This window comes from Sphaerisporangium album (genome assembly GCF_003323745.1).
In the GTDB taxonomy this organism is placed as follows: Bacteria; Actinomycetota; Actinomycetes; order Streptosporangiales; family Streptosporangiaceae; genus Sphaerisporangium; species Sphaerisporangium album.
Map to the genome: position 1 here is coordinate 12551 of NZ_QOIL01000004.1, position 22159 is coordinate 34709.

At 71.2% G+C, this 22159-nt stretch carries 18 protein-coding genes and 1 pseudogene; 9 read left to right on the forward strand and 10 right to left on the reverse strand.

Features of this window, described 5'->3' with window-relative positions:
* Positions 1 to 68 precede the first annotated feature (68 nt).
* Complete coding sequence (locus DQ384_RS07850; RefSeq protein WP_114028060.1) at positions 69 to 923, forward strand: alpha/beta fold hydrolase; 855 nt, start codon at positions 69 to 71, stop codon at positions 921 to 923.
* 160 nt (positions 924 to 1083) lie between these two features.
* Here the strand turns inward: DQ384_RS07850 and DQ384_RS44095 are convergent.
* Together DQ384_RS44095 and DQ384_RS07855 are read right to left on the reverse strand one after the other, a co-directional pair.
* Positions 1084 to 1227, reverse strand: a pseudogene (locus tag DQ384_RS44095) (recombinase family protein); the annotation flags it as partial.
* Positions 1188 to 1778 (reverse strand): recombinase family protein, encoded by a 591-nt coding sequence (locus DQ384_RS07855; RefSeq protein WP_220182829.1) that lies wholly within the window; start codon positions 1776 to 1778, stop codon positions 1188 to 1190. The pseudogene DQ384_RS44095 and the gene DQ384_RS07855, both read right to left, overlap by 40 nt.
* Before the next feature lie 133 nt (positions 1779 to 1911).
* On the opposite strand from DQ384_RS07855, the gene DQ384_RS07860 reads away from it, so the two are divergent.
* Complete coding sequence (locus DQ384_RS07860) at positions 1912 to 2289, forward strand: hypothetical protein (RefSeq protein WP_147268687.1); 378 nt, start codon at positions 1912 to 1914, stop codon at positions 2287 to 2289.
* Here DQ384_RS07860 and DQ384_RS07865 read toward each other — a convergent pair.
* Positions 2262 to 2495, reverse strand: coding sequence for a recombinase family protein (locus DQ384_RS07865; RefSeq protein ID WP_220182830.1), 234 nt, complete (start codon positions 2493 to 2495; stop codon positions 2262 to 2264). The genes DQ384_RS07860 and DQ384_RS07865 overlap by 28 nt on opposite strands.
* Before the next feature lie 155 nt (positions 2496 to 2650).
* Between DQ384_RS07865 and DQ384_RS07870 the strand changes: the two genes are divergently transcribed.
* On the forward strand, positions 2651 to 4114 hold the full coding sequence (locus tag DQ384_RS07870; protein ID WP_114028063.1) for a DUF1996 domain-containing protein: 1464 nt from the start codon (positions 2651 to 2653) through the stop codon (positions 4112 to 4114).
* Between the two features lie 360 nt (positions 4115 to 4474).
* Here the strand turns inward: DQ384_RS07870 and DQ384_RS07875 are convergent, their stop codons facing one another.
* Positions 4475 to 5218: an SAM-dependent methyltransferase gene (locus DQ384_RS07875; protein ID WP_114028064.1), complete on the reverse strand. Its 744-nt coding sequence runs from the start codon at positions 5216 to 5218 to the stop codon at positions 4475 to 4477.
* 320 nt (positions 5219 to 5538) lie between these two features.
* On the opposite strand from DQ384_RS07875, the gene DQ384_RS07880 reads away from it, so the two are divergent.
* Positions 5539 to 6525 (forward strand): alpha/beta fold hydrolase, encoded by a 987-nt coding sequence (locus DQ384_RS07880; protein WP_114028065.1) that lies wholly within the window; start codon positions 5539 to 5541, stop codon positions 6523 to 6525.
* A gap of 44 nt (positions 6526 to 6569) precedes the next feature.
* On the opposite strand, the gene DQ384_RS07885 is transcribed toward DQ384_RS07880, so the two are convergent.
* The 3 genes from DQ384_RS07885 to DQ384_RS07895 all read right to left on the reverse strand — a co-directional run bounded on the left by DQ384_RS07885 (position 6570) and on the right by DQ384_RS07895 (position 9071).
* Positions 6570 to 6998 (reverse strand): DUF6010 family protein, encoded by a 429-nt coding sequence (locus tag DQ384_RS07885; RefSeq protein WP_114028066.1) that lies wholly within the window; start codon positions 6996 to 6998, stop codon positions 6570 to 6572.
* Positions 6999 to 7343: 345 nt separating this feature from the next.
* Entirely contained in the window at positions 7344 to 7955 is a 612-nt protein-coding gene (locus DQ384_RS07890; protein ID WP_147268688.1) for a hypothetical protein, read from the reverse strand.
* A 258-nt stretch (positions 7956 to 8213) separates the two neighbouring features.
* Positions 8214 to 9071 (reverse strand): aldo/keto reductase, encoded by an 858-nt coding sequence (locus DQ384_RS07895; RefSeq protein WP_114028068.1) that lies wholly within the window; start codon positions 9069 to 9071, stop codon positions 8214 to 8216.
* Positions 9072 to 9210: 139 nt separating this feature from the next.
* Here DQ384_RS07895 and DQ384_RS07900 point away from each other — a divergent pair, with 139 nt between their 5' ends.
* The 4 genes from DQ384_RS07900 to nhaA all read left to right on the forward strand — a co-directional run bounded on the left by DQ384_RS07900 (position 9211) and on the right by nhaA (position 13525).
* Positions 9211 to 10113, forward strand: coding sequence for a LysR family transcriptional regulator (locus tag DQ384_RS07900; protein ID WP_114028069.1), 903 nt, complete (start codon positions 9211 to 9213; stop codon positions 10111 to 10113).
* A gap of 161 nt (positions 10114 to 10274) precedes the next feature.
* On the forward strand, positions 10275 to 11018 hold the full coding sequence (locus tag DQ384_RS07905) for a dienelactone hydrolase family protein (protein ID WP_114028070.1): 744 nt from the start codon (positions 10275 to 10277) through the stop codon (positions 11016 to 11018).
* A 31-nt stretch (positions 11019 to 11049) separates the two neighbouring features.
* Positions 11050 to 11331 carry a DUF6295 family protein gene (locus DQ384_RS07910; protein WP_114028071.1) on the forward strand — a complete coding sequence of 94 codons (282 nt, stop codon included), beginning with the start codon at positions 11050 to 11052 and terminating at the stop codon, positions 11329 to 11331.
* 223 nt (positions 11332 to 11554) lie between these two features.
* Entirely contained in the window at positions 11555 to 13525 is a 1971-nt protein-coding gene (gene nhaA, locus DQ384_RS07915; protein ID WP_114028072.1) for a Na+/H+ antiporter NhaA, read from the forward strand.
* Here nhaA and DQ384_RS07920 read toward each other — a convergent pair whose 3' ends face one another.
* Complete coding sequence (locus tag DQ384_RS07920) at positions 13526 to 17596, reverse strand: Pls/PosA family non-ribosomal peptide synthetase (protein WP_114028073.1); 4071 nt, start codon at positions 17594 to 17596, stop codon at positions 13526 to 13528.
* 42 nt (positions 17597 to 17638) lie between these two features.
* Positions 17639 to 19024 carry an aspartate aminotransferase family protein gene (locus tag DQ384_RS07925; RefSeq protein WP_114028074.1) on the reverse strand — a complete coding sequence of 462 codons (1386 nt, stop codon included), beginning with the start codon at positions 19022 to 19024 and terminating at the stop codon, positions 17639 to 17641.
* An 841-nt stretch (positions 19025 to 19865) separates the two neighbouring features.
* On the opposite strand from DQ384_RS07925, the gene DQ384_RS07930 reads away from it, so the two are divergent.
* Positions 19866 to 20933: a helix-turn-helix transcriptional regulator gene (locus DQ384_RS07930; protein ID WP_114028075.1), complete on the forward strand. Its 1068-nt coding sequence runs from the start codon at positions 19866 to 19868 to the stop codon at positions 20931 to 20933.
* Positions 20934 to 21009: 76 nt separating this feature from the next.
* Here the strand turns inward: DQ384_RS07930 and DQ384_RS07935 are convergent, their stop codons facing one another.
* Positions 21010 to 21966, reverse strand: coding sequence for an SDR family oxidoreductase (locus DQ384_RS07935; RefSeq protein ID WP_114028076.1), 957 nt, complete (start codon positions 21964 to 21966; stop codon positions 21010 to 21012).
* Positions 21967 to 22159 lie beyond the last annotated feature (193 nt).

A 22159-nucleotide genomic window follows, 5' to 3' on the forward strand; every position in this document is an offset into this window, starting at 1 on the left:
GGGTCCGGCACCTATGCGTACATTGTAAGCGCAGCCCGGGCGGGTCCGGGCAACGGGAGGAGAGCACCATGTCTGATCTGGCCACCCGGGGTGTGACATCGGCGGATGGCACGCCCGTCGAGTACCTCAGCGCGGGGCACGGGCCCCACGTCATCGTGGTTCCCGGAGCGCTCGCCGTGGCGTCCGACCTCACCGCCTTCGCCGGGCTCTTGGCGAACCGGCACACCGTGCACGTCGTGCAGCGGCGCGGCCGTGGCGGCAGTGGCCCGCAGGGCGACCGGTACGGCATCGCGCGGGAGTGCGAGGACATCGAGGCGGTGCGCGCGCGAACCGGCGCGCGGCTGATCTTCGGGCACAGCTTCGGCGGACTGGTGGCACTGCGAGCCGCGTGCGGCAACCCGGCGTTCGACGCGGTCGCCGTCTATGAGCCCGGAGTGTCGGTCGGCGGGTCGATCCCGGTCGGCTGGATCGATCGAGCGCGTGGCGAGATCTCCGAGGGCGCGGACTTCGAGGCGTTCATCACCTTCGTCCGCGGGGTCAACCCGGATCAGACGGGACGGGTACCGCGGTGGCTTCTCCGGATCATCCTGCGGCGCGCGATCTCCCCTGCCGAGATGCGGCAGAACCTCGCGCTCATGCCCCAGGCGATCAGCGAGCACGTCGAGGTGGGGCGGTTCGACGGCCGGTTGACCGACTACCGCGAGATCGCCGCAGACACTCTGATCATGCGCGGCAAGGGCCGTGACACCGGCCGGCAGGCCGTCGCCCTCGCCCAGCTGGCCGGGACGATTCCCCGCTCCGAGACCGGGACCTTCCGCACGCTCGACCACTTCGCGCCAGAGAAGAAGCCCGGCGAGATCGCCGACGCTGTCCTGCGGTTCTTCGCAGCGCACGCCCGGACGGGCGTGCAGATCGGGGGATGACCCGGGCTCGTGGACGTACTTCGCCGGCCGGGACATGGCGCAGCTTGCCCTGGGCCGGGTGCGGGCACGGGTCGCAGACTAGCCGGTCGGAGTCGACGGGGCTGATGATCGCGGGCCAGACGGCGTCGGCGACGATCTCGCCCAGCAGAGGGCGGGTGGTCTGGAAGGTGCTGCGCGGCGTGTGCTCCCTTCGTCCACTGATTCGGGCTGACGCGAGCAGACGGCGCAACGTGGTGGGGATCCAGTGACGCCCGGAAGGGGTCTTTACATCCCGCTGCTCAAAGTCCTTGCATACGCTGGCCAGCGATCGCCGGCCAGTACCCGGCGGGCGGCCTCGCGGATCACCTGAGCCTCTTCATCGATGACGGTTACCCGGTCCTCGGCGTAGCCGTAGGGGCGCATCCCACCACCCTCGGCGGTCTGTCGTCGCTGGCGCTTTTGCCGTTCGGCTTTGTGCTCGGCCTCGTGGCGGGCGGCAGCCCCGAGCATCCGCGCGATCAGACGCCCGGTCGGGGTGGCCAGGTCGATCTCTCCGGTCACGGTGGCCAGTTCGATGCCGCGCCGGTCGGCCAGGTCGATGACGTCTTCCAGTTCGCGGAGTGAGCGTGTCAGTCTGTCGACGTGCCAGCAGACGATCGCGTCGACCGTTCCGGCCTCGATATCGCTGAGAAGTCGTCGCCACGCGGGGCGGGGGCTTCCCAAGTACGCGCTGACGTCGTTGTCGGGGTAGACGTCCGCTACCTGCCATCCTCGGCGCTCGATCAGCGCTCGGCAGTCGGTTTCCTGGCGGGCGACGCCGAGTCCGGCGCCTGCACGGTCCTGGCTGATCCGGCAGCAAATCGCAGCTCTGCGCATGGGTCACATAGATACACGCTCGTTGGAACGGGCGTGGCCTGCCCGGTTGGGCTGACGTCTGGTGAAGCCTGACGAAGCTCTCCCATCAGCGGGTGAGGTGCCATCGATCGCCACGTGGACGCCTCGTGAGTACATGGCGGAGATCCATAGACGGCCAGGTTCTTATGGGCTGGACGGCTCGTACCGCGCGTTCACGACCTTCATCGCCGGGTTCCACGCCGGGAGCGGTCATACCCTCTTGGCCGGGTTCAGGGAGTGGCTGATCGTCCAGGTGAACGGGGGAAACAACCTGGTCTGGGAAGCGCTCGTGCTCATGCTGGCGTTCCCAACGGAGGCCAGACCCTTGGACGTCGGCCCGATCGATGGTGAACGGAACGGCACCGCCGTCGCGGTGCTGTTCCGAGCGCTCGATCAGTTCCTAGCCCACCATGAGGAGCATCTAGACGGGCTTGCCTTGATCTACGCGGACCATGCCGAATGGCTTCAGCGACAGAGTTGGGCGCGGCCATAGGCCGCGTACGCCTGGACACGGACGGTGATGTCGATCTCTCCGGTTACGGTGGCCAGCTCCATGTCGCGCCGGTCAGCCAAGTCGATGATGTCTCCCAGCTCGCGAGGTCGGCGTGTCAGCCTGTCGACGTGCCAGCAGACGATCGCGTCGGTCGTTCTGGCCTGAATGTCGCTGAGCAGCCGCTGCCAGGCGGGGCGGGGAGCCACCAGCGCCGGGACTTTGGGCGGACAACAAAACGCCGAGCTTCTCCGAAGTTTTCGTTATCCACTCGCGACCTGCGGGTCTCCTATGTGGCGGCGCGTGCGAGCGCCGCCGGACGTCCCCTCCACGACTCCCCAACAGGACAAGGACTCCATTCACCATGAGCACAACCGCCTCGCGCGGCATCCGAGCCGGACGCGCGTCCGTGGTACGTCAGGTCCGCCGCCTGGCGCTGGCCGGTGTCCTCGCCGGTCTCGCGGGCACCTCCGTGGTGAGCGCCACCTCCGCGGCCACCGCGGCCGAGGTGCCCCTCTCGCAGGGCCGGAACGCCATCGCCTCCTCGGCGGAGCGCGGTGACCTGTCGGCCTCGGCGGCCGTCGACGGCAAGACCGGCACCCGCTGGGCCAGCAAGTTCAGCGACCCGCAGTGGCTCGCTGTCGACCTCGGCAGGTCCACCGCGATCAAGAAGATCGTCATCAACTGGGAGAACGCCTACGCCACGGCGTTCCAGATCCAGACCGCCGCCACCAGCGACGACCCCTGGAAGACGGTGTACAGCACCACGGCGGGCAAGGGCGGTGTCCAGACCATCAACGTGTCGGCCACCGGCCGGTTCGTGCGGCTCTACGCCACCAAGCGGTCCGGCAAGTACGGCGTCTCCCTGTGGGAGTTCCAGGTCTTCGGCACAGGCTCGGGCACCTCGACCCCGACCCCGACGCCGACCAATACGGCCCAGCCGACGCCCAGCGCCACCCCGACCACGGGCGCGCCTTCCGGCGGCTGGGTGCCGGTGAACCAGGCCGCATGGAAGAAGGCCCTGGACGCCTTCCACAAGGTCGCACCCGAACGGGTCCCCGCGGGAACCACGAGAGTCCCTGAGTTCCACACCGACTGCATGGTGTCCAACCAGGCCAAGGACGATCCGATCGTACTGCCCGGCTTGCCTGGCGCCTCCCACATGCACACCTTCTTCGGCCCGAAGGTGAATGCGACCACCACGACGACAGACCTGCTCGCGAGTTCCACGACCTGCAACGCGCCTGGGGACAACAGCGCCTACTGGGTGCCGCAACTGATGCGCAACGGTAAGCCGGTCCCGATCAAGAGCTTCCGCGTGTACTACGGCGCCCGACTCAAGGACCCATCGGAGGTCGTGCCGTTCCCTCCGGGTCTGGTAGTCGTGCAAGGCGATGCGAAGCGGCAGGTAGCGACGCCGAAGAACGCCGGTGGCCAATTCTGGTGCGCCGGCAGCGCGCAGACCGGACGCAGCGCCGACGGCAACTGGCCTGTCTGCGCGCAAGGCGGCAACCTGATCTACCAACTGATGTTCCAGGACTGCTGGGACGGCAAGCACATCGATTCGCCTGACCACAAGTCGCACATGGGGCCAATGAAGGACGGCCGGTGCTCCGGTGCCTATCCGGTCGCGGTCCCCAACATCTCGCTCATGGTCAACTACGACTCCCTCGGCGGTGACGGCCTGTCGCTGTCGTCGGGCATGGCTTCCTCGATGCACGGGGATTTCATGAACGCATGGAAGCCGGAGAAGCTCGGCGCGCTCGTGAAGGTCTGCATCAACGCACGCGCCAAGTGCGGCACCACGCCAGGCTTCGTCGGCGGCTGACCATCACTGAAGGTCCAAAACGCCCCGTAGCACGGAAGACGACGGATGCTCGGGGCGTTTTGGCCGTCTCAGGTGAGGTGGTCAGGGGCGGTGTCGAACCGCCGACCTTCCGCTTTCAGGCGGAACGACCACCCTGCTCCTCTCCGAAGACCGAGGCCAGAAGGTGGCATACGGCTGCCGCTGAACGTCCCTGGTGTAGCTACGCGGGTGAAGACGGGCGAACAGATGGCGCGATCGCCGTCCAGCGCCTGGAATGAATCGCTACCACCAGCAGTACTTGTACGAGGCCCCCAACGGCTACTGCGGCATCGGCGGCACCCAGTGTGGATCTTGGGTTAGGCCCGTTTCCGGGGGAGAGGGTCAGCCCGTTCGCTGGAGGAGGAGGGTGACGAAGCCGAGGATTCGGCGGTAGCCGTGGAGCCACATGGCGCGGTGTTCGAGGGCGGCCGCGCGGGCCGCGTCGGCGTCCGGGCCGGGGTTCTCGTTGGCCCAGCGCAGGAGCGTGCCCGTCCAGGACCACTCGTAGTCATCCCATTCGGACAGGTCGCTGATGTACGCGTAGATCGTGTCGAAACCGGCGGACTCGGCGGCGGCGACGGTACCCGGGAGGTCGAGGAAGTCCGACGGCTCGGCGCCCAGCCGGGTGAGCGCCTCCGGCGTCGGCTCGCGCTCCCAGAACCCCTCGCCGATCAGCGCCAGCCCGTTCGGCCTCAGGTAGCGCCGTACGTGGTCGACGGTGGGGCCGAGTCCGCCGAACGCGTGCGTCGCCCCGACGCAGAGCACCAGGTCGTACCGCTCGGCCACCGGGAAGTCGGCGGCCGGGCTTTCGTGGAGCCGGATGCGCTCCCAGACGCCTTGCGTCTCCGCCTGCCCCTCGGCCGACTTGAGCGCGTCGGCGGAGATGTCGACGCCGTCGGCGGTCGCGTCCTCGTAGAGCGCCAGCGCACGCAGCGTCCATGCCCCCTCGCCGCAGCCGAGGTCGAGGATCCTCGCCCCCTCGGGCAGCCGGGCCCGGCGCAGCAGCCGGGTCACGTGCGCGCCGGAGACCGGCGCGGCGATGGGATGGTCTCGGTGGGCGAGGTGGCTGATGAACTGGCGTTCCATAGGGATTAATTTGTCGTATGTCCCAGCGGCCACGCCAGCCGATTTGGCCGCAGCGCCGGATATGCCCGACCGGCCACCCCAGCCCGTTCAGCCGTACCGCCGGAACTTGTCCTGAGGTTCCGCGTGACGCGTCGGCAGGGAGCCGAGTGGTCGCCGCGGGGTCCGGTATCTGAGAGCGGTTTGCCGAAGTGGCAACACGGTTCGCGGTGGCGTCACCATCGGCCGGATGCTTGGGGCAGGAGCCGTGGGACGGCGGTCCGGCCTGGTGCCGGCCGGTGCCGTGCTCGGCACACGGGAGCATCGAGAGCTTTGGAGGACCGATGTCGAGGTCTGCCGGGGTGACGGGGATCACCCATCGTCTGGTCATGTCCGCGGGCGGCCGTGTCCATCTGGTGGAGCAGGGCTCCGGGCCGTTGGTGCTGCTGGTGCACGGGTTCCCCGAGTCCTGGTACTCCTGGCGCCACCAGCTGCCGGTACTGGCCGCGGCCGGGTACCGGGCCGTCGCCGTAGACGTCCGCGGCTACGGCCGCTCCTCCAAGCCCGAGGACGTTGCCGCGTACCGGATGACGGAGCTGGTCGAGGACAACGTCGCCGTGGTACACGCCCTCGGCGAGCGGACGGCGGTGATCGTGGGTCACGACTGGGGCGCGACCATCGCCGCCGGCTCCGCCCTCCTAAGGCCCGACGTCTTCCGTGCGGTCGGCCTGCTGAGCGTGCCCTACGCCCCGCGCGGCGGGCCACGGCCCAGCGAGGTCTTCGCGGGGATGGCCGGAGAGGAGGAGTTCTACGTCGGCTACTTCCAGGAGCCCGGACGAGCCGAGGCTGAGATCGAGCCCGACGTCCGCGGCTGGCTCGCCGGCTTCTACGCCGCCCTGTCCGGCGACACCATGCCGCCCGCCGACGCCCCGGATCCGCACTTCGTGTCCAGGGGCGGGACGCTGCGCGAGCGGTTCCCCGTCGGCCGGTTGCCCGCCTGGCTCAGTGAGGACGATCTCGATTTCTACGCCGGGGAGTTCGAGCGGACCGGCATGGGCGGGGCGCTCAACCGCTACCGGAACATGGACCGCGACTGGGAAGACCTCGCCGGCTTCGACGGCGCTCCCGTCACCCAGCCGTCCCTGTTCGTCGGCGGCGCGCTGGACGCCTCCACCACCTGGATGGCCGACGCGATCAAGGCATACCCCGCCACCCTGCCGGGACTGGTCTTCTCACAGATCCTCGACGGCTGCGGCCACTGGCTTCAGCAGGAGCGTCGTGAGGAGGTCAACGCCATCCTGACCACCTGGTTGCGATCGCTACCCGCCTGACGTCGGCAGGGCCTCGCCGTACTGGGTCCTTCTCCGGACCGGCCTCAGGTCGCGCCGCCTGGAGAGGGGTTGAGCGGGCCTCGCCGGGAGCGGATGAGGTCGGTCAGGGAGGGGCCGCCGCGCAGGCACCACAGGGCGATGACCGGGTCGCAGATGGCGCAGCCGAGGGACGAGTCGTGGGCGAAGGGGACGATCGGGTTGCCCTTGAGGTGGTGCACGACGTCCCATGCGGTGTGCAGCAGCCAGCCGACGCCGATGAACGTCCACGACTCCAGCCCGCGGTAGGCGCAGTAGGTGACCGCGGCGGTGAAGAGGAACTCCCACCCGCCCAGGCCGCCGCCGCTGAGGTAGGCGGCTCCCGCCCCGGCCACCATGACGGCGTTGAAGCGGCGCCGGTGCGGTTCGCGGATCAGCGACGACACCACGGCGTAGAGCAGACCGATGAGCACGGGTGCGACGACGGCGACGATCATCTGCTCGCCCCCGAACGCTCGAAGCCGGGGCCGACGCGTACGTGGTCGGGACCGATGCCCACGCAGACAAACCAGTGCATGTTCCTTCTCTCACCGAGGCGGAAATCACCAGCGACGCTAACCGGCCACCGGTTCGCTTCCCAGTGGCATTCGAGACACGCACCAACGGGTTATCGCCATGCGGCGGCTCTGACCGGATGATCGCGGCTTTCGAGAAGAGCACCCGGCCGCCAGGCGGAGGACACCCGGGCTTCAGGTGGGAGCCGGTGGGCACGACCCGGCGCGGTGGTCCGGTCCCTCCCCGGCGGGAGACGCCAGGACGGCCCCGATCCGCCCTGGTCGTGGTCAGCCGCTGAACGTGATGCGGAACCGGTAGTTGTCGCCATAGGTGGAGCCGCGGACGGTGAACGCCGCGCCTCCCGAGCTCACGCGGCCCGAGACCGTCGCCCCGGCGTTGACGGCGTAGACGAAGCGGGTCGAGCCGAGGTTGCGGCAGGACACGATGGCCTGCTGCCCGTAGAAGTGGTTGAACGTGGCCCCCTCCGCGCGATGGCTGTCGACCAGCTTGCCGGACCACGAGGTGCCCGATCGGCCGGTGACCCAGTAGCCGAGCAGCAGCCTCGGGTCGCGCAGGTTACCGGAGACGTCGCGGCCCGACGTGGTGACGATGGACGCCGAGCCCAACTGGAACGATCCAACCTGCCCGATGTTCCCCACGTACAACTCCCAGTGGAAGGGGTTGCGTTCGACACGCCCGGCGGCGGACTTGCGCGGACCGGTGACGAACTTGGCGGCCGCCTTGTACCGGCTGGTGCCGACGAACCGGTGATCCCCTCCGAAGGAACCCCCGCAGTAGTCATAGGAGTCGACCACCACGGTCGCGGTGCCGCGGTAGACCTGCGCAGACGCGGCGGCCGCCGGACTCGCCGGGAGCGTCAACCCGAGTATGGCGGCCACCGATGTGACCGCGGCCAATAAGGATCTTCGTGCTCTGCCCTTCATGGATCATCCCCTCCTTGTCGTGTCATCGATGGTCACACAAGGAGGGGCTCGCGAATACGCTAAAAATACTGCTTTCGCATGAATCACTCCCGCGGTTCATCTTCGGTGCGCGGTCGCTCGGCAGCTCGTTGCGCGACGTGGGCCACGCCTACGCCCGCAAGCGTTGGAAGCGCGCCGCCGGTGAGCGGAGGGCCGGGCCCGGGCGCCTCAGCTCTACGGTCGGCGGTCGGCGTAGGAGTCGCCGAGGTAGGCGAAGTCGTCGTCGGTGAGGGGGACGGCGGCTGCGGCGACGTTCTCTTCCAGGTGGGTGCGGGAGGACGTGCCGGGGATGGGGAGCATCACGGGGGAGCGGCGCAGGAGCCAGGCGAGGGCCGTCTGGGGGACGGTGGCGCCGAGGCGGGCCGCGACCACGGTGATCGGATCGGCGAGGGCGGCGGTCGTCGTGCGCGCGACGGGGAGCCAGGGGATGAAGGCGATTCCGTGGCGTTCGCAGTGGGTCAGGACGTCCTCGGACGCGCGGTCGACAAGGCTGTAGCGGTTCTGGACGCTGACGATCGGCGTGATCTTCTCGGCCTCGACGATCTGGTCGACGGTGACCTCTGATAGGCCGACATGTCGGACCTTGCCCTCGTCCTGGAGGCGCCGCAGCGCGCCGACCTGATCCGCCAGGGGCACAGCAGGGTCGACGCGGTGGAGTTGGAAGAGGTCGATCCGGTCGACGCGCAGCCGCCGCAGGCTCAGCTCGGCCTGCTGGCGCAGGTATTCCGGCCGGCCGAGGGGGATCCACTCGTCGCCGGGGTGGCATTGCCCGGCCTTGGTGGCGATCACCACGCTCGGCGGGTACGGGTGCAGCGCCTCGGCGACGAGCTTCTCGTTCGCGCCGAGGTCGTAGGAGTCGGCGGTGTCGACGAAGGTTACGCCGAGCTCGATCGCGCGCCGGAGGACCCCGATCGACGCGGCACGCTCCCGCCGGGACGGGCCGGGGCGCAGCCGCAGGGCGCCGAAGCCGATCCGGTGGACCGGCAGGTCGCCACCGATGGTAAGGGTGTTGGTGCCGTGGACGGTGTGCACGCTTCTCCTCGGAGGTGGTCGACCTTCTCTCTCGGAGGCGGTCGACGTGGCGTCAGGGATTCCGGGTCAACTCTGCGGGCGGCGCATCGCTAAGGACAAGCGACTCCTTGTGGAGCGCATTGCGTAGTATCTCTACGAGATGTTGAACCTCGAGCGGTTGCGCGTGCTGCACGCGGTCTCCACGACCGGGTCCGTCGTCGGCGCGGCGCGTACCTTGCACGTCACCACCTCGGCCGTCTCGCAGCAGATGGCACGGCTGGAGCGGGAGGTCGGTCAGCCGCTGGTCGAGCGGCAGGGCAGGGGTATTCGGCTGACCGAGGCGGGCGCGCTGCTCGCCCGGCACGCCGGTGAGCTGCTCGCGCACGTCGAGCGGGTGGAGTCCGGCCTCGCCGAGCACCGGGGCGCGGTGACCGGCCCCTTGGCGATCGCCGCGTTCGCCACCGCCGCGCGCGGGCTGTTGCCGGACGTGCTGCGGGATCTGCGGTCGCGCCATCCCGACCTGTGGGTGACGCTGTCGGAGCGCGAGCCGCACGAGGCGGTTCCGGCGCTGCGCCGGGGACTGCTCGACGTCGCCGTCGTCCAGGACTGGCCCGATGACGTGCTCGCCGTCCCGGACGACCTGGTCAGGCGGCACCTGTTGGACGACACGTTCGACCTGGCGCTCCCGGTCGGCCACCCGCTGGCCCGTCGGGAACGGGTCGCCGTGAAGGAACTGGCCGGCGACGACTGGATCAGTTGGAGCGCCGGGCAGATCTGCCACGACTGGCTCGTCCGGACGTTGCGCGCGGACGGCGCCGAGCCGCGGGTCGTCCACACCGCGTCCGAGCACTCGACCCAGATCGCGCTGGTGGCGGCGGGCCTCGGGGTCGCCGTGATCCCACGGCTGGGACGGGAGCCCGCGCCGCCGTCGGTGAGCTTCGTCCCGATCGATCCGCCGCCGGCACGACGCGTCTTCGCGCTGTGGCGGCTCAGCGCGACGGCTCGACCGGCGATCGGGGCCGCCGTCGACGCCCTGTGCAGGTTCGGCGCTCTCGCGGACTGACGTGACTTGCGAAGGATGTGGGCTTGCGCCCGGCTTCCGGAGGCGCTGTCGCCGTGGTGAAGGGGGCGCTTTGCGTTGGGCGTGAGGTGACGGGCGGTGCGTGGGGACGTGTGTACTGAGGACAGAATGGGCCACCTGTGCGGCGGAGATGGAGTGAGGGAATGAGCGACGCGATGTGGGCCGGGACGGTCGCGATCACCGGGAACGAGGGGGCCGAGCTGGAGGCGTACCTGGCCAGGCCGCTGGACGACCGGCCGCGCGCCGGTGTCGTGGTGATCCACCACATGCCTGGGTATGACGAGGCCACCAAGGAGATCGTCCGCCGGTTCGCGGCCAATGGCTACGCGGCGATATGCCCGAACCTGTACTCCCGGGAGGGCGCGGGCGTCAGCCCGGACGACCAGGCCGCCGCCGCGCGGGCGAAGGGTGGCGTGCCGGACGAGCAGGTCGTCGGCGACATCGCCGGGGCCTCGGAGTACCTGAACTCGCTGGATCACGCGAACGGGAGGATCGGGGTGATCGGCTACTGCTCGGGAGGCCGGCAGAGCTTCCTCGCCGCCTGCTCGCTGGACATCGACGCCGCGGTGGACTGCTACGGGGCGTTCGTCGTGAACGACCCGCCCGCCGAGTTCCCGCTCAAGGTCAAGTCGCTGCTCTCGAAGGCTCCCGACCTGTCCTGCCCGCTGCTCGGCCTGTTCGGCGCCGAGGACTCGCACCCGGGGCCGGAGGAGGTCGCGGTGCTGTCCTCCCAGATGGACAAGCTGAGTAAGGAGCACGAGTTCCACACGTTCCCGGACGCGGGCCACGGGTTCTTCTCCACAGACCGTCCCGCGTACCGCCCGGCCGCCGCGGTCGAGGGCTGGAAGAAGATCTTCGCGTTCTTCGGCCACCACCTCGCCGCCTGAGCCATCCGAGCCGTCTGACAAGGAGACCCGTATGTGCACCTATGTCACCGAGAAGATCGCGCTGGACGGCGCCGGCAAGGGCGGGTCGGGCTGGTTCACGGTCCGTGAGGGCCTCGTCTACGTCGACCACCCCTACCACGCCTGCCATGAGCACACGGTGAACATCGACTTCACGAACCCGGACGAGGGCCCCTCGGCGCGGGTCGCGGTGGAGCTGACCGAGGAGTCGGCCCTGGCCCTGATCGAGGCCATCCAGAAGGCCCTGGCCCTGGCGCCCCCGGGGCTCGCCTCCGCCCGCAGGCCCGGCTCCTAGGCGGTCGGGCGGCGTCCGCCGAGCCGGATCGTCGACGGCTCGACGCGTCGGATCGCGCGGGTGGGTCCCGCGGCTCGCGCGCGAGCAACCGGGAAACGCTCACGGCCCCGTACGTACGGAAACCCCGTGGCCATCGGCGGTCCGGCGCCGAGCGGGGGCGCTCGCCCGCGCGTGCGGGGGAGGGGGCGGGAATGTCACGCCGTTCGCTGATGTCAATTGAGACGTGACGGAATTTCGGCAAGCCGCAGCACCCCTCTCCGGGCGGACCGCATGGGCGCGACGGTTCGACACGCCCCTGCGCGAGTTCCTCCGTACCGAGACCGGCAGCGCCGCGATCCTGCTCGCCGCCACGGTCGCCGCGCTGATCTGGGCCAACGTGGACGCGCGCTCGTACGAGGCCCTGTGGAGCACGGACCTGTCCATCCGGTTCGGCGGGTCGGGCGTCGCGATGGACCTGCGCCACTGGGTGAACTCCGGGCTGATGACGTTCTTCTTCTTCGTCGTCGGGCTGGAGGCGCGGCGCGAGTTCGACATGGGGGAGCTGCGCGAACGCCGCCGGCTGCTGCTGCCGGTGATGGCGGGCATCGGCGGGATGGTGGTGCCGGTCGCGATCTACCTGCTGTTCAACGCGGGACGGCCGTCGGCGCACGGGTGGGGCGCGGCGATGTCGACCGACACGGCGTTCGCCCTCGGCATGCTGGCGCTGGTCGCCTCCCGCCTGCCGGCCCGCGCGCACACGTACATGCTGACCGTCACGGTCGTGGACGACCTGGTCGCGCTGGCCGTCATCACGATCTTCTACAGCGAGCACGTCTCGCGGCCGGCGGTGCTCGCCGCCCTTGTGATCTTCGCGCTGACGCTGCTGGTCAGGTCCACCGGCGTGCGCAACGGCGTCGTCTACGTGATCTTCGGCACCGGCGCGTGGGTCGCACTGTTCATGTCCGGCGTCGAACCGGTCGTGATCGGTCTGGCCATGGGCCTGCTCACCTACGCCTCGCCGGCGACGCGCGGGGACCTGGAACGGGCCTCGGACCTGTTCCGGCTCTTCCGCGAGCAGCCGACCGCCGAGCTCGCCCGCTCGGCCAGCGCCGGGGTGGCCCAGGCGATCTCGCCGAACCACCGGCTGCTGCAGCTCTACCACCCGTGGTCCAGCTACGTCATCGTGCCGCTGTTCGCGCTGGCGAACGCCGGGATCCCGATCAGCGGCGGTTTCCTCCAGCGTGCCTTCACCTCGCCGATCACCCTCGGCATCCTGGCGGCCTACGTCCTCGGCAAGCCGGTCGGCATCGTCGGCTCGACCTGGCTCGTCACCCGGCTCACCCGCGGACGGGTGCGGCCGCCGGTCGGCTGGGCGGCCGTCGCGGGCGGCGGCACGATCGCCGGCATCGGCTTCACCGTGTCCCTGCTGATCGCCACGCTGGCCTTCCAGGGGCCGCAGCTGGAGGAGGCCAAGTTCGGGGTGCTCGCCGCGGCCCTGCTGGCGTGCGTGCTGACCTGGGTCGTCGGCCGCGTGACCGCCATGCTCCCGAAGCCGGTCAAGGTCCGGGCGCTGCTCGGCACCGCCGAGAGCATCGTCGACCTCAGCGCGCCCGTCGATCCCCGCCGTGACCACCTGCGCGGGCCCGAGGAGGCGCCGGTCACCCTGGTCGAGTACGGCGACTTCGAGTGCCCGTACTGCGGCCAGGCCGAGCCGATCGTCCGGGAGCTGCTGGCCGACTTCGGCGACCTGCGCTACGTCTGGCGGCACCTCCCGCTGCACGACGTCCACCCCTCCGCGCAGCTCGCCGCCGAGGCCGCGGAGGCGGCGGCCGCGCAGGGGGCGTTCTGGGAGATGCACGACGTGCTGCTGGATCACCAGGGCGACCTGCTGATCACCGATTTGGCCCGCTACGCCGAGAACCTCGGGCTCGACGTCGAGCGGTTCCTCGCCGACCTCGATGAGCACAACGGCGCCAGGCGGATCGCGGAGGACGTCGAGTCGGCCGACCTCAGCGGGGTGTCCGGGACGCCGACGTTCTTCGTCAACGGGCGGCGGCACCACGGCGCGTACGACATCGAGACGCTGTCGGCCGCCGTCCGCACGGCCAAGGCCCGCGCGTACGCGTCCGGCGCCGGCATCGTCGGCCTCGCCCCCGCCGCCGAGGCACCTGCTCGGCTGAGACGGCCTGTTCGGTTGAGACGGCCCGCTCGCTGATCAGGGCCGGATCTGCACGGCCGGGTTGCCCCGCCAGCGGGAGCCGGCCGCCAGTTCCTCGCCTTTCATGAGGAACGAGTCGGCGTCGAGAGTCGCGCCCTCGTCCATGGTCACGCCGTAGTGGACGAGGGCCTTGGTTCCGATCGTGCATCCACCGCCGATCGCGATATATCCAGACTTGAACGTGCCGTCCTCCAGGGAGTGGGCCTGGATCAGCGCCCCCTCCGACAGGGTGCAGTCGCCCCCGACGGTCACCAGCGTCCGTTCCGGGATGTGGCAGCCGTCGTCGAACACCCGCGGCCCGAGGCGCACGCCCAGCAGCCGCCAGAACAGGTTCTTGAACGGCGTGCCGTTGTACACGTCCAGCAGGGTCGTGCCGCTGAGCTTCCAGAACCGCTCGTGCCACCAGTAGTACGGCTGGTAGATCGAGCAGAACTGCGGCCTCAGCGCCCGGAACCCGGTCGAGGCCCGCTCCACCAGCGCGAGGAAGATGCTGGTGAACGCCAGCGTGCACAGGACGTCCGCGGCGATCACGGCCGCGCCGAAGCGGTCGTACAGGTTCGTGGCCGTCAAGGCGATCAGGGTGGCGCCGAAGACGTACCCCCAGCGCACGAGCAGGTAGAGGCCGATGGTGACCGCGTTGTGCCGGTTCTTGGCCGCCAGGCGGCGGCGGAACTCCTCGCCGGTCTTCAGGTGGTCGAAGCGGGTGTCGCGCTGAACCGAGCGCGGGATCTCGAAGCACGGTGAGCCGAGCAGCCCGACGTCGCGCCGCTCCGGGCCGTCGATCGGGACCATGACCTTGGTCGCGAGCAGGCAGTTGTCGCCCGCCCTGCTCTGCGCGGGGTAGGCGATGTCGTTGCCGAGGAACGTCCGCGCCCCGATCGCGGCGCGCGAGAGGCGGAACGAGGTGCCGGAGTAGTCCGCGTTGATGATCGACAGGCCGTCGGAGACCATCGTGCCGCTGCCCACGGTGGCCAGGTACGGCGTCTCGTGCTTGAGCTCCAGGCCGAAGTTGGACCCCGTCTGGTCGACCTTCGACAGGTCGTACCCGAGGCGGCGCAGGAAGTGGACGATGTAGGAGCTGTCCCCGAACAGGCGCATGAGGAACGACATGTTCGTGAGGCGCGCGACGGCGCGGTGCGCCCAGTAGTGGTAGCCGTAGAGCGGGTAGACCCGGCCGGGCGTGAGCGTGCGGTTCAGCAGCCGCGGCACGGTCGTGACCAGCACGAGCCCGGCCGCCAGGGCGCCGAAGAAGAGCAGGACGGACGACGTGAGCGCCTCGCCCACCAGTTGCCAGCCGCCCACGTCCTCCCCGGCGAGCCCGGCGGGCTCCAGGACGTAGACGCCGAGCGCGTACGAGGCGCCGACGGCCAGCGGCATGGCGACCAGCAGCGTGCCGAGCAGTTGCAGGAGGCCGAACCGCAGCCGCCGCGCGGTGCCGCAGTCGACGGGCTCGACCAGCCGGTAGTCGGTGTCCGTGGGCTGGGCGGGCGAGCCGTGCCAGCGCTCGCCGTCCGGCACCAGCTGCCCGGTCTGCAGCGAGGACGTGTGGCCGAGCTGCGCGCCGTCGCCCATCCGCGTCCCGATGTCGAGCACGGTGAACTCGCCGACGACCACGTCCCTGCCCAGCGTCACCGGCCCCGTCTCGATCAGCCCCGCGCGGGCCCGGTAGCAGGTGAAGTACGCGTCCTTGCGGATGACCGTGCCCGCCCCGACGGTGAGCAGGTCGGTGCAGACCGGGACGCGGCGCGACAGGATGACCGCGCCAGGGCCGATCCTCGCCCCCAGCGCCCGCAGGTACATCAGGTAGAGCGGCGACCCGGCGAACAGGACCATCGGGCTGTGCCGCACGAGCGTCTTGACCGTCCAGAACCGCAGGTAGGCGAGGCTCCAGACGGGGATCGCCCCCGGCTTCCACCGGCCGACGAGCGTCCACTTGGCCAGCAGGGGGACGGCGGCGAGGCCCGCGAACGTCAGGCACCCGCAGGCGAGCGCCCGCAGGCAGAACTCGGCGGGGCCGTCGGCGCCGGAGAGCCACCGGTACGAGCCGACCAGCGCCAGCGCGCCGCAGTAGGTGTACCCGAGGAACAGCAGCAGTTGCAGCGCCCCGCACAGGACGTACCGCGCCGTACTACCCGCCGCGTATCCCGTCGTGCTCCCCGCGCGCCGGGGAGCGGCCGGGGGCGTGACCGGTGGCTCGGGCGCGAGGGCCGCCTCGGTGAGCGCGGCGGCCAGGTCGCGGACGGTGGGGTGCAGGTAGACGTCCTTCATCGACACCGGAGGCAGGCCGCCCTCCTCCCGGACCCGGGCGCAGAACCGCGCCATGAGCATCGAGTTCGCCCCGAGCTCGTCGAAGAAGTGGCTGTCGACCGACACCTGGTCCAGCCCGGCGACGCGGCCCAGCGTGTCGGCGAGGATCTTCTCCGCGACGGTCACCGGCGCCTCGTACGCGTGCCCGCCCGCGATCCCCCGGGGCCCGGCGGGCGCGGGCAGGCGCGCGCGGTCGGCCTTGTCGCTCGGGAGCATCGGGACGGCGGCCAGCGGCTCCAGGTACGCCGGGATCATGTACCGGGGGAGGCGGCGGCGCAGGTGCGCGTAGATCTCCTCCCGGTCCGGCTCCGGGGCGTCGTCGCGCGCGCTGTAGTAGGCGACCAGCTCGACCACGCCCGGCTCCGGCTCGTGGGTGCCGGCGACCGCCTGGGCGACGCCGGGCACCTCCAGCAGCACCGACTCGATCTCCGCCAGCTCGACGCGGTACCCGTTGATCTGGACCTGGCCGTCGATGCGGCCGTGGTACTCGATCTCGCCGTCGTCGTTGACCCGGCCGAGGTCGCCGGTCCGGTAGATGCGGCCCGACGGGTTGCCCGGGATGCCGACGAAGTCGGGGACGAAGGCCCGCGCGGTCAGGTCGTCCCGGTTGACGTACCCCCGGGCCAGGCCGACGCCCGCGATGCCGATCTCGCCCAGCTCTCCCGGGGGCGCCTCCCCCGGCCGGTCTGGGTCGAGGATCACCACCGAGTACGTGGGCAGCGGGACGCCGAGCGTCACCGGCCTGCCGGGGCGCAGCGTCGTCCAGGTCGCGCTGACCGTGGCCTCGGTGGGGCCGTACACGTTGAGGAACCTGCGTCCTGGGCGGTGCCACCGCCGGACGAGGTCGGCCGGGCACGCCTCCCCGGAGACGAGCAGGAAGCGCAGGCCGGGCAGGTCCTGGTCGAGGGTGGCCAGCAGCGTCGGGACGCAGCACAGCGCCGTGACCCGGCTGTCGCGCAGGTATTCGCGCAGCTCGCGGCCGATCAGGCTCGCGCCCGGCGGCTTGGGCACCAGCGTGGCGCCGCACATCCAGGGCACCCAGATCTCCTCCACCGAGAAGTCGAAGGCGATCGTCATGCCCTGGTACACGCGGTCGTCGGCCCGGATCCCGTACACCCCGGCGGCGACGCGCACGAAGTTGCAGATCGAGGCGTGCTCGACGGCCACCCCCTTGGGACGCCCGGTCGAGCCGGAGGTGTAGATGACGTAGCAGAGGTCGTCGGCCGGGTCGCCGCGCTCCTCGCGGGTCAGGCGGCGGGCGTCCTCGGCGGCGATCGCGTCCTCGGCCTCGTCCAGGCACAGCAGGGTGGCGTCCGGCACGCGGTCGCGCAGGTGGGAGAGGGTGAGCACCATCCGTACGGCGGCGTCGCGCAGGATGTAGGCGAGGCGGTCGGGGGGAAACCCCGCGTCCAGCGGCACGTACGCCGCGTTGATCTTGAGTACGGCGAGCATGCCGACGTAGGCGTGGACGGCGTGGTCCGACAGCAGCGCGATCCGGTCGCCCGGACGTGCCCCGCGCCGGATCAGATGGCGTGCCAGCCGGTTCGCCCGCGCGTCCAGCTCGTCGTACGTGAGCACGACGCCCCCGCCGTCGACGGCGGTGGCGTCCGCGCGGCCCCGGGCCCGCAGCCGGTCGCACTGCTCCTCGAAGAGGACGCCGAGCCGGTCCCCGCCCGGCCCCGGCACCGGCCCGGATGCCGGCCCCGCTGCCGGCCGCGGCCCGGTGCGCCGGACGTCCTCGACATTGGCCTGTCTGGTCATGCTGCCTCCGTCACCCACAGGTGCGCGTCGTCGCCGAACCCCTCAGTCCGCCACCAGGCAGCACTCCTCGATGGCGTCGGCGAGGATGGAGCAGGCGGTGTCCACGACGTCGGCGGTCACGTTGAGCGGCGGGAGGATCCGCATGACGCAGTCGTCGCGCCCGCCGACCTCCATGACCAGCCCCCGGCGCAGCGCGGCCGCCTGGACGCGGCGCGCCGCCTCGGTGGCGGGGCGGCCGTCGCGCGGGTCGGCGAGCTCGACGCCCCACATCAGGCCGAGGCCGCGCGTCTCGCGCACCCAGGGGTTCTTCTCGGCCAGCGGCGCGAGCCGTCCGGCGATCTGCTCGCCGCGCCTGCGCACGTTGCCGAGCACGTCGTCGCGGCGGATGATCCGCACGGCCTCGGCTCCGGCGGCGAACGCGAGCTGGTTGCCGCGGAAGGTGCCGATGTGGGCGCCGGGCTCCCAGACGTCCAGCCGCCGGTCGTACAGGATGACCGCGACCGGGAGGCCGATGCCGCTCAGGGCCTTGGACGCGACCACGACGTCGGGCTCGATGCCGTACCGCTCGAAGGCGAACCACGTGCCGGTGCGCCCGCCGCCGGTCTGCACCTCGTCCACGATGAGCGGGATGTCCAGCTCGCGGGTCAGGTCGCGGACGCGCCGCACGAAGTCCTCCCGGGCGGGGACGACCCCTCCCTCGCCCTGGACGATCTCCATGATGACCGCGGCCGGCAGGGCGATGCCGCCGTTGGCGTCCTTCAGCGCGCGTTCGAGGTAGGTGGCGCAGTTGGTGGAGCACGTGTCCGGGGCCAGGTCCAGCGGGCAGCGGGCGCAGGAGGAGTAGGGGAAGAAGTGGACGCCCGGCATCCCGTTGGCGACCGGCGCCTTCTGGCGGACGAGCCCGCTGACCGCCATCGCCGCGTGGCTGCTGCCGTGGAACCCGCCCTGGAAGGCGATGACGTCACCGCGCCCGGTCGCGATCTTGCACAGCTTGACGGCGGCGTCGACGGCGTCGCCTCCCGTGGGGCCGCAGAAGTGCAGTTTCATGCGGTCGCGCAGTGGCTCGGGGAGCATGGACAACTGTGCCTCGGTGAACGCGTCCTTGGCGGGGGTGGGGAAGTCGAGGCCATGGGTGAGCCGCGCGAGCTGCGCCGTCACCGCCCGCACCAGCTCGGGGTGGTTGTGCCCGAGGGACAGCACGCCCGCGCCGGTCAGGAAGTCGATGAACGTGTTGCCGTCGAGGTCGCGCAGAAAGCTGCCGTAGGCGTCCGCGACCGCGATGGGCAGGCGGCGCGGGTAGGTCCGGGCGTTGGACTCGCGTACGGCCTGCCGGGCGAGCAGTTCCGCGGAGCGTGGGCCGGGCAGTTCGCTGTCAACATTGGGCTGCGTGAATATGTCGTCTTTGGCGCTGCGCTCGGCGAGACTCATCGATGCTCCTCCCAAGTGTGTTGACGTGCTGGTTCCTTTCAAATGGCGTGCCGTGTGTCCTGCCTCACGATTACAGATTAACCGGGCATTTCGGAAGTGCCGCCCGGGGGACCGGTCGGGGTAGAGGGGACGAGCGCGGGCGTCGCGGCCGTGATCCCGGCGGGGCGATTCGCGGGGACGGGGGCCGTCGGCCGGAGGGGGCCGGGCCGGGGGAATTCGCCGCGACAAAGCCGGACGATGGTAAAGCGATGCTCATGGCCGGGCGGCCCGGTCGATCGTTCACCCAGGTCAGAGGCTGTAGGATATCTGTCAAGTGGTCCGCGGCGGGGAAAGCCGACGTCCGCGTGAACGCGGGGGAAGTCCCCTCATCGGCATCGGAATCACGCCATGAGGGGCATGCCGCCTGGCGGTGGGTAAAACAAAACCCGCGAACGCGGGGGGCCGGGTAAAAGACCGTTCACGACGCCGCGCCCGGCGCCCGCCAAGCTCTTCATCAAATGCGGGTCAGGCGGCCAGGCGGTTCCCGTTCCGGGGGTTTTCCCGAATTCCCGCCGCATTCGGGATCGCTTCTCCCCGCGGGCCCGGCGTGAAACCGCCTTTCCCCGCCGATGGCCGTCGTCTGTGCCATTCCATGCCGACCGGCGCCGGGCCGGGGGCGGCGCGGCCGATCTCCGGGCGAATCGTTGATCGCGCGCCAGGATCCCCTGATCTTTGGTGTGGTCTTCGTAGATTCGTGGCCCGCCCCGCGCGCCGGACCCCGTCCGCGGCGACGCCCGCGACGGGCGGTGGCTCACGCGAGCGCGGTGCCGCGGGCGGGCGGGGACGAGGACAGGATGGGAGCATGCGGGCCTCGCGGTTGATCTCTGTGCTGTTGCTGCTGCAGTCGCGCGAGACGATGACGGCCGCCGAGCTGGCGCGCGAGCTGGAGGTCTCCCCGCGCACGATCGCCCGCGACGTGATGGCGCTGTCGGCGGCCGGCGTGCCGGTGTACGCCGACCGGGGGCGCCGGGGCGGGTACCGTCTGGTCGGCGGGTACCGCACGCGGCTGACCGGGCTCAACAGGCCGGAGGCTGAGGCGCTGTTCCTGTCCGGGCTCACCGGGCCGATCCACGACATGGGGCTCGCCGACGCGGTGTCCGCCGCCCGGCTGAAGGTGCTCGCGGCGCTGCCGCCCGGCCTGCGGGACGCCTCCGCGCGGGCCGGCCAGCGGTTCCATCTCGACGCGCCGGGCTGGTTCGCCGAGGCGGAGCCGCCGCCGCTGCTGGCCGCGCTCGCCCGGGCGGTGTGGCGGGACGAGGTGGTCGCGCTGCGCTACCGGCGCGGCCGGGAGGTGACCCGCCTGGTCCGCCCGTACGGGCTCGTGTTGAAGAACGGTGTCTGGTACCTGGTCGCCCACGTGCCGGAGACCCCCTCCGGCGGTCCCGAGGGCCCCTCCCACGTGTCCGAGGGCCCCGCACGCGACCCGGGGAGCCCCGAGGCCGTGACGCCCGACCGCTGCCGGACGTACCGCGTGGACCGGGTCGTGGAGGTCGCGCCGACCGGTGGGCACTTCGCGCGCGACGACGCGTTCGACCTGCTCGCCTTCTGGACGGCCGGGCTGTCGGAGTTCCTGGCCTCGCTGCTGACCGACGAGATCACCGTCCGGCTCACCCCTCTGGGGCTCCGGGCCCTGCCCGGCGCGGTCGCGCCCCCGGCCGGGCGGCTCGCCCTCGACGCGGCGGGCGAGCCGGACGAGCTGGGCCGCGTGGTCACCCGCCTGCCGGTCGAGTCGCTGGAGGTCGCCTACGGGGTGCTGCTGCGGCTCGGCCCCGAGGCCGAGGTCCTGGACCCGCCCGCGCTGCGCGCCCGGATCGCCGAGGCCGCACGCCGCACGGCCGCCCTGTACGGCCCCGCCGGGGAACGGCCGTGAGATCCGGGCGGCAGGAGGCGCGCGGACGGCTCGGGCGAGCCCGCGTGGCCCCGATCAGGAGACCACCGGGCCGGGATCAGCGGTAGTCGTCCGCGGTCGCGTCCTTGCCGCCGTCGACGACCTCGGTGATGTAGCCCCAGGCGTCGGGACGGCTGCCGTCCACGTCGGTGAAGCCGTACACCCGGGCGAGCCCGCCGCTGGACAGGGACCGCCCGTTCCACCGGGCGACCTCGGGGTCGGCGGCGAGCGCGGCGACGGCCCGCCCGACGTAGGCGGGCGTCTCGGAGATGCCGAAGTGCGGGTCGCGCGCCACGTGGTCCCGCCAGGTCTCCTCGGTGACGCCGTAGATGTCCAGCATGTTCTCCGAACGCAGCCAGCCGGGGGTGAGCGCCACGGCGGTGCAGCCGTGCGGCCTGAGCTCCTCGCCCTGGCCGTACGCGAGCCGGATCACCGAGGACTTGGCGAGGTCGTAGAACGCCGACAGCCGGTAGTTGGCGGCGTTGTACTCGGCCGTGCCGTCGGTGACCTCCACGAGCAGCCCGCCCGGCCGCCTGATCAGCAGCGGCAGCAGGAAGTGCCCGGTGATCAGGTGGGTGTCGACGGCGAGCCTGAGCAGGCGCAGGCCGGCGTCCAGGTCGTGCTCCCACAGCGTGGAGTTCCACTCGAACAGGGCGTCCCCGCCCCAGATGTCGTTCACGAGGATGTCCAGGCGGCCCCGCTCGCGGTCCACGCGCTCGGCGAGGGCCCGGACCTGGGCCGGGTCGAGGTGGTCGGCGCGGACGGCGATGGCGGTGCCGCCGGCCTCGTTGATGAGTTCGGCGGTCTCCTCGATGGTCTCCGGCCGGTCCATCTCCGAGCGGGACTCTCGCGTGGAGCGGCCGGTGACGTACACCGTGGCGCCCGCCGCGCCGAGCTCCCGCGCGATGCCTCGGCCCGCGCCGCGCGTGGCCCCCGCCACGAGCGCGACCCTGCCGTCGAGAGGCCGGTCCGGCCCTTGCGGTGGCCCCGCCACCGGCTCCTGTGTCGATGTCATGAGGTGATGCTCGCAGCGATATACGACACCCTCTGTCTGGTTTTCGGGCTCTACCCGGGTACATCAAAGCTTTGCGATCCGCTGGGGGTATCGGTGCGCCGTGGGTGTGCGTAGCCATCGGGACCGGACATAACCTGACTAATGCCGACTTGTCCGTATTGATGGGTTCGGGTCGACGGGTGAGGCACAAATG